At 33.6% G+C, this 11300-nt stretch carries 13 protein-coding genes; 3 read left to right on the top strand and 10 right to left on the bottom strand.

All coding sequences use genetic code 11. The features are described 5' to 3' along the window. The 3 genes from N4A40_01055 to N4A40_01045 form a co-directional block, all read right to left on the bottom strand. Positions 1–195 (bottom strand): NHLP leader peptide family RiPP precursor (locus N4A40_01055; protein ID MCT4660418.1); only part of this gene is annotated, 195 nt, incomplete at its 3' end. Positions 196–206: 11 nt separating this feature from the next. Beyond that, positions 207–437: an NHLP leader peptide family RiPP precursor gene (locus N4A40_01050; protein MCT4660417.1), complete on the bottom strand. Its 231-nt coding sequence runs from the start codon at positions 435–437 to the stop codon at positions 207–209. A 76-nt stretch (positions 438–513) separates the two neighbouring features. After that, positions 514–1461: a hypothetical protein gene (locus N4A40_01045; protein MCT4660416.1), complete on the bottom strand. Its 948-nt coding sequence runs from the start codon at positions 1459–1461 to the stop codon at positions 514–516. Positions 1462–1738: 277 nt separating this feature from the next. Here N4A40_01045 and N4A40_01040 point away from each other — a divergent pair, with 277 nt between their 5' ends. The 3 genes from N4A40_01040 to N4A40_01030 are packed head-to-tail and all read left to right on the top strand — an operon-like array spanning position 1739 to position 3813. After that, positions 1739–2776: a beta-eliminating lyase-related protein gene (locus tag N4A40_01040; GenBank protein ID MCT4660415.1), complete on the top strand. Its 1038-nt coding sequence runs from the start codon at positions 1739–1741 to the stop codon at positions 2774–2776. After that, positions 2776–3222, top strand: a complete 447-nt coding sequence (locus tag N4A40_01035; protein MCT4660414.1) for a MarR family transcriptional regulator — start codon at positions 2776–2778, stop codon at positions 3220–3222. The genes N4A40_01040 and N4A40_01035 overlap by 1 nt, the downstream gene beginning before the upstream one ends. 21 nt (positions 3223–3243) lie before the next feature. Then, a complete protein-coding gene (locus N4A40_01030) occupies positions 3244–3813 on the top strand; it encodes an HDIG domain-containing protein (protein ID MCT4660413.1) in 570 nt (189 codons plus the stop codon). Between the two features lie 96 nt (positions 3814–3909). Here N4A40_01030 and N4A40_01025 read toward each other — a convergent pair whose 3' ends face one another. The 7 genes from N4A40_01025 to N4A40_00995 all read right to left on the bottom strand — a co-directional run. Continuing rightward, a complete protein-coding gene (locus N4A40_01025) occupies positions 3910–6459 on the bottom strand; it encodes a pyruvate formate lyase family protein (GenBank protein ID MCT4660412.1) in 2550 nt (849 codons plus the stop codon). Between the two features lie 29 nt (positions 6460–6488). After that, on the bottom strand, positions 6489–7412 hold the full coding sequence (locus N4A40_01020; GenBank protein MCT4660411.1) for a glycyl-radical enzyme activating protein: 924 nt from the start codon (positions 7410–7412) through the stop codon (positions 6489–6491). Between the two features lie 88 nt (positions 7413–7500). Then, on the bottom strand, positions 7501–7803 hold the full coding sequence (locus N4A40_01015; GenBank protein ID MCT4660410.1) for a hypothetical protein: 303 nt from the start codon (positions 7801–7803) through the stop codon (positions 7501–7503). Positions 7804–7829: 26 nt separating this feature from the next. Beyond that, the gene (locus N4A40_01010) at positions 7830–8114 is read right to left on the bottom strand and encodes a hypothetical protein (protein MCT4660409.1); all 285 of its coding nucleotides are present in this window, start codon (positions 8112–8114) and stop codon (positions 7830–7832) included. Positions 8115–8352: 238 nt separating this feature from the next. Beyond that, positions 8353–9213 (bottom strand): DMT family transporter, encoded by an 861-nt coding sequence (locus N4A40_01005; protein MCT4660408.1) that lies wholly within the window; start codon positions 9211–9213, stop codon positions 8353–8355. Between the two features lie 5 nt (positions 9214–9218). Further along, positions 9219–11030, bottom strand: coding sequence for a HAMP domain-containing histidine kinase (locus tag N4A40_01000; protein MCT4660407.1), 1812 nt, complete (start codon positions 11028–11030; stop codon positions 9219–9221). After that, positions 11031–11300, bottom strand: a 270-nt coding sequence (locus N4A40_00995; GenBank protein MCT4660406.1) for a winged helix-turn-helix domain-containing protein, incomplete at its 5' end; no start/stop codon positions are given.

Below are 11300 nucleotides of genomic sequence, written 5' to 3'. Positions count from 1 at the left end.
TTCTGGCACTTTAGGTAATACTATATAACATTCATTTTCTTCTTGTTCTACTACATTTATTTTATATTCTTTCCCTACGTCTATTCCAAAGAATTTTTTTATCGCTTCTCTTGGTGCTTTTAGCAAATCTCTTCTGAATTCACTATCTTCCATCGCTCTCTTCGCTATTTGATTATTCGTAATTGTCATTTCCATCTTCATCACTCCTATATCCACATAGCATTCGCTTGTCCATCTTCCTCCGGCGCAAACGGCAATACCAAAGCATAAGACTTCTCTGTTTCTTCAAAAACATTAAGCTCTACATCATTAGGTACTTCTATATCAAAATGATCTTTAAGTGCTTTTCTAGGATCAGCTAATAGCTCAGCTTTAAATGCTGGCTCTTGCATAGCCTTCTCTATAATCTTTTTTTGTAACTCTAATCTAGTTTCCATATCAATCTCCTCCTCATAATGTCAAAACGCTGATTAAAGTTTACCAAATTTTAGCACAATTTACAAGCGCGATTAATCATATATCCAGACCACTCAAAAATGCTCCCGATACAAGTTCTTCTCGTTTTTTTGACGTACGCTCCACAAGCTCTGCAAGTGTATCTTCTAGCTCTTCGTGAAAATCAACTATTCCCGGTATGGTTACCTCATCATCTTTTTCTAAATAATTTTTTCCATCTAGTGCTAGCATATAAAGTTTCTTAGGTATATTGCTAAAATATGCAGCTCTATTTATATCCCCGCGCTCAAGTGAATCCATGTTATCAACTTTCGCAAAATCCATTATCTCCGCAAGTACTGGTGTAAGGTTTCCATCCTCATAATCCTTGTATTTATCAACCCAATCATCTATCCATTGCAGTGTAGTTAGAGCTTGATCTACCTGTGAAACCGCTGATTCCACTATGCCCTCTCTTTGTTTTATCAGTGCTGCAGCATATACTGCTACTTTTAGAGGTGCTGCTTTCTGAGCAAGTACTGGTTTTGTGTCTTTTTCTAGTTCTTTTTTCTTTTCTTCATCACATTTTGATTCAAAAGCCATACTAGCCGCCCAACTATTCATATAGTCTTCAAAATATCCCCAAAATCTAGAGTCAGAATCAAATAATTTCTGATACAATTTGTAAATTCTAACGAAGCAAAGATTCCCAAGAGGTAATTTTTTCACCTGCTCTCTAGGGTCTTTAGCATCTAATATCCCATCTTGAATCATAAAATACAACAATTTAAATATACAAGCTTCTGCCAACAATTCTGTAACATCTGGGTCTAATTCAAACGGCTCCTCTAGCCAAAATGGTAGTAAATAACATATGTAATTGCCCTGAGTCTTTTTCTCTGGATTATATTTATCTAAATAAGCTTTTCCCTGCACATCATACGGCGAAGGAAATTCGTTCATCGTATGCTCACACTTTTCAAAAACTTTTCGCACACGCTCAGCATATGGTCTATAAAATTTCATTAGAATCTCCTTTAACTTCAAGTATTTAGAGCTTTTATTTAAGCTTTCTATTTAAGCTCTCATCACTTAAGTCTACCACTTTTTTTCAATTATGTGAACTAAAGTATTCAAATATAGATTTTTATAATTTTCCTTAAGTCAATTTATAAATTACTTACAGTTTTTTTAATATTTTAACTTTATTTTTCAAAAATAGTTGAAAAGTCTACTAAATTGTTGTATTATATTTTTAGTAGAACTTTCAACTATTTTTTTACTATGGAAAGGGGTTTTGGTTATGTATAGTTTTAAAGACGATTATAGCGAGGGAGCACATCCTAAAATATTAGATGCCCTCGTATCAACAAATTTAAATCAAGAAGATGGATATAGTATGGATTCTCATTGTATGCATGCTATAGAATTACTTAAAAATGCTACGAATGATAAAAATATAGATGTGCACTTCATATCTGGTGGAACTCAAACAAATCTTTTAGCTATAAGCTGCGCGCTAAGACCGCATGAAGCTTGCATCTCTGCTAAGACTGGACACATCGCTGGTCATGAAACTGGTGCTATAGAAGCTACAGGGCATAAAGTAATAACTGTAGCAAATTCTGAAGGCAAGCTCTCACCTAAGATTATACAGCCTGTACTAGATGACTATAATTTCGAGTATTCTGTAAAACCTAGATTGGTATATATATCAAATCCAACTGAGCTAGGAACTATTTATACTGCAAAGGAACTCAAATCACTTTATGAATATTGCAGTGAAAATGGACTACTTCTATATCTAGATGGCGCAAGACTTTCTTCTGCGCTAGTAGTACCAGAAGCTGAGCTATCATTAGAATTGGTAAACAAATACACTGATGCATTCTTTTTTGGAGGAACCAAAAATGGAGCACTGCTAGGAGAAGCATTGATTTTTTCAAATGAAGCATTCAAAAATGATTTCAGATATATGCTAAAACAAAGAGGAGCTATGCTAGCTAAGGGACGAATTTTAGGAATACAATTTGAAACTCTTCTAAAAGATGATCTTTATCTTGAACTTGGAAAGTATGCTAGAGATTTAGCACAATACGCCCAAGAAGAACTAAGCAACATGGGATTTGGTTTACTCGTAGAATCCCCAACCAATCAGATTTTCCCGGTATTTTCCGATGATATGATATCTGAGCTTAGAAAGGATTTTGCATTTCACGATTGGTCTCAAATGGCAGAAGGCTCAACTTGCATTCGACTAGTATTTTCATGGGCTACACCAAAAGAAAAAGTAGATGAGTTCTTAGAAAAAGTATCTATGTTAAAAGAGAGAGATTTATAATGACAGGACCAAAACATCTAATACTCAGGAGACTCGGAACTCTAACTAGAACTATACACGCTATTGTGGAGTCAAAATTCAGAGAAAAAGGGCTAAAAAAAGGTCAGTTTCTCTACATCAGTAGAATTTGTGAAAATCCTGGTATCAACCAGATGGCACTTTCTAACCTTTTAAAAGTGGACAAAACTACTGCAGCTAAAAGCATCAAAAAACTCATAGAACAAGAACTTGTAACAAAAGTGAGAGATGCTAACGATGGACGTTCGTATCTTCTATATCCTACAGATACTTGCAATGAAATCTATAAGGCTATAATAGAAGAAGAAAATAGACAAATAGATATATGTTTTGATGGCTTTGAAACTGAAGAAAAAGACTTGATATTCACACTTTTGTCAAAAATGACTGATAATATAGAAGATGATTGGGCTATGCTCAAGAAATAATATATATGGAGGAGATTTAAAATGAATAGAAATGAAGCACTCACTTTACTAAAAGAACACGTAAAATCAGACCAGTTATATCGACACAGTTTAGCTGTAGAAGCAGCTATGATAGCATACGCTAAACATTTTGGTGAGGACGTAGAAAAATGGGGAAATCTAGGTCTTCTTCACGATATAGACTTTGAAAAGTATCCAGAAACTCATCCAGCAAAATCACCTGAACTATTGGCTAATGCTGATGTAGATCAAAATTTTGTAGATGCTGTATTATCACATGGATTGAGCGACGAAGCTAAAGCCATGCGAACTGACAATATGAGAAAAACTTTAAGTGCTGTAGACCAGATGTCTAGCTTCATACTAGCTATCGCTCTTATGAGACCTACTCGTTTAGAAGGTCTTAAAGCAAAATCTGTAAAGAAAAAGATGAAGGACAAAGCATTTTCTAAAGCAGTTGACAGAGCCTATTTAGAAGAAACTAGAGAAGCTTTAGGCGTAGAATTTGCAGACCATGTCGACATTATCGTCTGTGGTCTCAAGGAACAAGAAGAGAGACTTAGCGCTGAAGGATACAGTCTTTTAGGCTAAAACAACCTAGTGTAAATAAATTAAAAAGAGCCGATATTTTTAAGATTAATGCAATTTGCATTTTGTCTTTAAATATCAGCTCTTTTTTACAATAGCTTATTTAATCCCTGTAGGTCTATCTACATAATTAGCCATGTGAGAAAGTGGTAAAGTAATAAATGGAGTTTGCCATCCACCTATTCTTACATTTACTCCTGCATATTCTTTCAAAAGTTCGTTGTATCTTTCTGTAGAATTAAGCTCTTGAGCTATTCTAGTTTTATCATAAATTTCTTGATAAAGATTTCTATCGCCTATCGCTAATGTCATCATGCCACCCTTGTACTTAATGAATGTCTGAACTAAATCAGCTAAATGATGAATATCTGCTTGTTCTACCTCTAAACAAGTATCTGTTATAACTCCTGCTGCAAATCTTTCCAAGTGGCATTTTGAAAGACTTCCAAGTATGCCACCAAGACCTTGGGTTGCAGTTCCTGAAACTGGTGTAAAGTTAGGAGCTAATGGTGCTCCCTTCTCTCTATCTGCCGATGCTGCACTTTCTCTTCCCATCCAATTGTATTGTTCAAATGTACCAAGACCTGCTGTTATCTTCATATTAAATTCGCCAAATTTTTCTTCTAGTGACAATCCATAATAACCTGAAATACTTCGAAGTGAAACAATTTCTGCCATTTCATCTTCTTTAGGTTTATCTTGAAATACCCTCTTTGCAAATTTAGCCGATCTATCGACACAACCTTTGTATATATCTAAAACTCTCTCTGTCAATTTATCTGCCTGTTTGTCATGTGTCCCAAAATAAGCTGTTTTCATAGAAAAATCTGTTTTGATATTATTGTACAATTCACGAGTGACAATTTCATGATCTGGGCATTCAAAGTTGTCTTTAAGTGCTTGAATAACCGTTGATAGTTCATATTTCCCCTTACCACGCTCTGGATATACCCATGTCTTTATAGCTGACAATGTATTTACAACATTTGGCACTCCTGATAATATCACGCCACCTATATTATAGGTTGTTCCTCCCCATGATTTGTCTCTACCTTTTTCCATACAACCTTCTAAATATGCTGACAATAGTGGAGATGGACAAGAATACTCATCTATCATGTAATATAAAAATAGTGATATTACACTCTGATCTATGAAAAATCCCATTTGACTCTCAAATGTATCCATGAGTTCATCAAAATTTCTAGGTATCGGTGTTGTAGGTGCTTTTTTAGCTCCTCTCAATAACTCTGTATCATTCGTAAGCATAGCTCCACCATTTAAAGCACACTCTAATGATGTTAATCCATTTAACATCGCAAACGTCCAATCACTTTGACCATTTAAAATAGGTTCCCAGCAGCCATCTACACAAAAATCATTAGCTGTTCTCTGTATCTCTATCTCTTTTTCCTTCGTCATGTGATCTATATTTTGACTCAACGCATTTTTCATTGCGGGAACCATTATATCGTCATTTATAATAGCTGGATTATTTTTTGTGCGTTGCCAAACCTCTGCTATTTTGTGTATCAAACTTCTCGGACTCTTTTGTCCTAATCTAACATATATTCCTGGAGTTGATAAATTGACGTTTGAAAATGCCTGCAATATGAGATATGTACTACTATTTGTAGCATCTCTTCCTTCTGGAGTAAGACCCCCAACTATTATATTTTGTAAGAAATTATTAACACCAGCTTTTTGATCTATTAGATAAGGATTGACACCTAAAACTGTGTTGTTGTCAACATGGTCCTGCTTAACTATTACATCGGGAGTCAAATTTAAATTAATTCTCCAAGCAGCTTTGATTATAAATTGCTCAAATAACTCCAAACACTTATCCTTATCTTTCTCTTTTTCCAAAAATGGGTTGAGTACTTGATCTAATCGTCCAAATGATATTAAATTCATACTAGAATGAAGTGCTACATGGTAGAACCATATACTCTGAAGTGCTTCTCTAAATGTCTCTGCACCATATTTAGGAACCATTCTAGCAATTCTTGCCATCTCAAGTAATTCTTCTGCTCTCTCCCTGTTATTTATACTATTTGCCTGATTTTCCGCAATATCAGCCAACCTTGACGCATAGTCAATAACTGCTTGACATGCAATTCTAACGCTTTGATAAAAGTGTTTTTGATGAGTAATTACATGATTTTCTTCTAGCAGTGAATCTTTACAAAATGCTATATTTCCAGCTTCTTTTTCTACGCATTCATCTATAACTTTTTTCAGTCCATAATTTACAAGCTTTGTGTAATTCAATGAATTGTGACCCAATAGCGAAAGTGAACCTCTATTGGTTATAGAACCGGCCCTTTTTTCATCTTCTGTAAGATAATTTGGAAATACCTTTCCAAGACCATTAGATCCCATAGTTAAGCTTCCAAGCAATAAATCTTCATCTGAAATATGAGTTGTCAATGTTCTCTTAGATATTTCCTCATCAGTCATAGCTTTTAGCATAGCATCTATAGCCCTAGCTCGCCTCACCATTACAGCTTCATTTCTATGTTTCTCAGCTATATCGGGTAATTCCCTTTGAAGTATCCATTCGCTTGATCTATCAGTTAAACTTCTCTGCATTAATCTGTCGTGTAATATTTGAGTTTTTTCTGTCATAGTAGCTCTAAATTCCATGTATTGTTCCTCTTTTCTATATTTTTTTACTACAACTTTTTTATATCCCTAATATTCAGCCCCATAGCCTCTAAATACTCTCTTATTTTCTTCTCACTCGCCAAAACCTCTTCCGCCAAAGGCCACTTCATAAGTTCTCTGCTGCCACTTAGCTTATAATAATGATCTGCCTCTATATTCCAAGGACTAACTATTATATCTTTCAAATCATATTTTTTCATCAAAAAGCTTAGAGCATTTAAATATTCATAGTTATCCGTATAATTTGGAACCACTGGTATCCGTATCCAAATTTTTCTATTCATATTGCAAATCAATTCTAGATTATGTTCTATTTTTTCATAGTGCTCTACAGGATTTATCCCAGTAGTAAGCCTCATGCCAAATATCCACTCATCTACTAAATGTTCAATCTCCTTATAGTATGAGTCATCTAATAAACCAGAAGTCTCTACTATAGTTGATATCTCTTCATTTTTACAATACTCAAGAATGTGAATTGATGCTTCTTTCTGTAAAAGTGCTTCCCCTCCGCTAAGCGTTATTCCTCCACTATTTCGCACTAACTCCAAATGCGGCATAATCGATTCCATAAATTCATCTACGCCTTTCTGTTTCGTAGGCAAATACAGTGCACTCGCTTTTCTAAACTTCGATGACATTGGACAGTATTCTATACATGTACCACATCTTTGACATCTATCCCTATCTACACTGTGAATTCCCTTCAAAAATTTGTGAACTCCCATTGCACAAACTTCTTCACATTTTTTGCAAGATATACATTGGTCAGAATTAAATAGTAGTGGTGATTCATAAAGCTGTGAATGTGGTGAATGGCACCATTTGCATTTAGCTATGCAACCTTGAAAAAAAACTACGACTCTATGCCCTGGTCCATCGTAAATCGAGTCATAAGCTAGATCAAAATATCTCAAACTGTCTTGATTCATGCTTGTCTCCTTAATAAAAAACCGACTTCAAATTAATTATTTTTGTGAAGTCGGTCATTATAATTATTCTCTTTGTCTATATAAGTATCTAATAAAGCTCTGCATGACCTGCTTTTGTAACTTTTACTTGTCCATCTAGTGACTCATAAGCATCTATATAGAAAGCTTCATGCATCTCTGTATCACGGCTACCATGTGCTGGAATGATTCTATTGCAGAAAAAGCTATAGTTTTTTCCACTAACTATCTGAGTTGCAACTGCTATAGGCTCATATTCTACTTGGTCTTCACTATTTATCATATGAGTAGCTTCTTCTAATACATGCATATCATGTTGACTCATTTTAGTGGTATATCGTGACCAACCACCGTCCATCGTTGTTCTATTCATAAATGTTCCTCCTCATATAATATGATTTACATATCTACTCTTTTAATCTCTCTTAATTGTGGTTGACCGTTCAATGGTTCATATACTTCTACGATAGTAGCTTCATGTGGTGCATTTGGATATACTGGAGTTGCATTACAGAAGAATCTATAATTCATTCCACTAACTACCTGAGTTGCAACTGCTACTGGCTCATAATTTACTCCCATTAAGCCCTTAGTTGCTTGACTAAAAATTTTTTCTTCCTTAGTACTCATGTGATCATGATACTCTGTCCATCCGCCTGCTATTGTGTTTGTGCTTGTGTTCATAAATCCTTCCTCCTCTAAATAATTTTTATTTTTAGATTAACTTTCTGTCAATCCAATTAGAATATACCCCTGAAAAGTCCTTGTAAACATATGTAAATATTTGTCATTAAATTTATTTAGAAAATTATTTCCTCTGCCCATTCAAATTCCAATATTCCTCAAAATAATAAACAAAAAAATAAAATCCACTTAGTTTATCACTAAGTGGATTTTACTTTATAATAGACCAAATCTATTTTTATTTTTTTGCAAGTGATGAATACGTAGCCATAATAAGTATCACGCTTCCACCAATTAACTCTTTCACACTTGGAATTGAATGAAGTATAATAGCTGATGCTATTATGCCATAAACTGGTTCTAAACTAGCTATTATACTAGCTGTCTGCGCTTTTACATGCTTTAAACTCGTTATAAATAGCGTATGAGCTATACCAGTAAATACAACCCCTAACAATATAATCAATATCAAATCATTTTGTCCTATACTAGGTTTAATGTATAGTGCAAATGGAAGTAAAACTATAGCTGCTACAGAATTTTGATAAAAAGATATGACCCTTCCATCGTAATCTCTAACATATTTTTTGTTCAAAACCGAAAGTATTGCAAATGAGAATCCTGAAGCAATACCCCACATGGCACCTTGTGTCATAGTATTTTGAAACTCAAAGTTCGGCATAACAAACGCAACTCCACCAAATGTTATCAATGCTATAATTAAATCTTTAACTGAAATTTTTTCTTTAAAAAACAACGGCTCTATGAATGTGACAAACACTGGAAATGTTGAAAACATCAAAAGCCCTATAGCTACTGTAGAAAGTTTTATCCCAAGGAAAAAACTAACCCAGTGAAATGCCAATAATACTCCAAGTCCTATAAAATAACCATATGACTTTTTATCATGTAATACTATACTTTTTTTCCGAATCTTCAATAGTATCGCTAGAAAAAGTGCTGCAAATACTGCCCTTCCAAAAACTACTATCAATGCTTGCTGCTGTATTAACTTGCCAATCAAACCTGATAGACCAAACAAAAGCACCGCAATATGAACTTCTAAAAGGCCTTTTCTTTCTGCTACATTGTCCCCCACTATATCTACCCCTCTTTTTTCATTTTGAAAAAGAACCTTACTCCAGCTTCTGTGTTTTCTATGCCAAACTCAGCATTATGATCTGTAAGTATGAGCTTAGATGTATAAAGTCCTATACCAAATCCCTGTATCTTTCGCCTCTCTTGTTTTCCCCTATAAAATGGCTCCCATAGATACTTCATGGTTTCTTCATCTATTTTACTACCTCTATTCTCTGCTGTAAATACTATTTTATCCCCTTCATCTCTAACTGCCACATCTACTATATTATCTTGAGGAGAATATTTTATCGCATTTGAAAGAACATTTTTTACAACCAATGAAATTTTATCTTCATCCCCGTATATGAATCCATCTTGTAAATACTTTTGAATAACTATATTTCTATCGGTTAATATATATTTATATCTATTCAAATTAAGCTGCACTAAATCCGATAATTGGAAATAATCAAATTGATAATTCATAGCATTCGCTTCATTTTTACTAATAGTTATAATCTCATTTACTATGTTTTCAAGCTCCGTTATCTCAAACTCCATTATTTTCATAGGTTCTTTTGCATTTTCTTCGTATATGCCATCATTGTAACCTTCTAGTATTCCTTTTATGATAGTAAGAGGTGTCCTAAATTCATGTGAAGCAGCTGCAATGAATATCTTCCTAAAATGCTCTAATTTCTTCATTTTCTCTATTTCTTCATTGAGCCGTATAGTTTTTATTTCAAGCAATGTAGCCATTCTATTTATATCTTTTCCCAAATCTTCTATCTCATCTTTAGTATTTATATTACATTTTTTTGAAAAATCCATTTCAGCTAAGCTATGTGTAACCTTTCTAATTTCAAGTATAGGTTTTGTAACTGCACTCGCATATACAAACGCAACTATCGATGTGATAACCATTGACGCTATCAATATCAATATATTTCCCTCTTCAAGTGGATTTAAAAACGTCAAATTATCATAACTCGTCAAATAAATCATATAATGAGTTTCTCCTTGAATCAAAAACGGTCTTATCATCAATGTGTATGGTATACCTGTATATGGATCTATTTCTTCAAGTTTGTTTATTTTCCCAGGCTCTAATTCATAATTAGTAACTATAAACCGCTGAACCTTTTCCCCTAAAAGCTTTGATAAATAACCATATCCAAAATCTATCTTATCATCAAAATCAGCCTGAATCAGATTGCCTTTTATCTCATCTGCTATTTGTGCTGGTCCTTCTATAAAAATATCATTCTCTTCATCTTGAAAATCAAAATTATTGTACATTACCTGAATTGTAATATTAGAGCCCTCTCTAAAATTCAGATATACATATTCCGAACCGTCAAATCTCCATATTGTTTCAGATTCAATTTTTTCAAATTCGCGTCTTCTCAGTTTTTGCTTCATCTCATCAATATCATCATATACAAGTCTATCTTTCTGATAAATCATATTTGTATACTTATCTACACTTATTTTGTAAAGAGCAGAATTGTATTCCACATAATAGGATGACAATAGCTGAGTATTTATCCATCTAAGTTCTCTATACCAAGATTTATTGTATATCTCAATAAAGGTCTTCTTAAATAATGGATCTATTTCAGCTTCTCTTTCAAGTACTGCATCTAATCTGCTCGGGTCTTCACTTCTAGTCACCACATCTACAGCTCTTTTCAAATGCTCTTCTACCAAATTTTGCTTATATTTTATATACACGTCGTTTATCAGATAATCTTGTACTATAAACAATATTCCAAAAGAAAACATAATCAATACAATAGTTATAGCAAATGTCTTGAATACTAATCGATTTTTCAATTACTTCACCTCAAATTTATATCCAACTCCAAATACTGTACTAATATAGTATGAATAATCCCCCAATGCCTTTCTGATATTTTTTATATGGTTGTCTACAATTCTAGTTTCTGCTATATAATCGTATTCCCAAATCTTATTTAATATGATTTCTCTACTGAACACTATCTTTTCATTCGATGCTAATAGATGCAAAATATTAAACTCTTTATTAGTTAGATTTACAATTTCTCCATCTAAAAGAATTTCTCTAGTAGTTGGATTCATTTC

It is taken from the genome of Tissierellales bacterium (assembly GCA_025210965.1).
GTDB lineage: Bacteria > Bacillota > Clostridia > Tissierellales > JAOAQY01 > JAOAQY01.
This window is presented reverse-complemented; position numbering and strand designations above follow the sequence as displayed.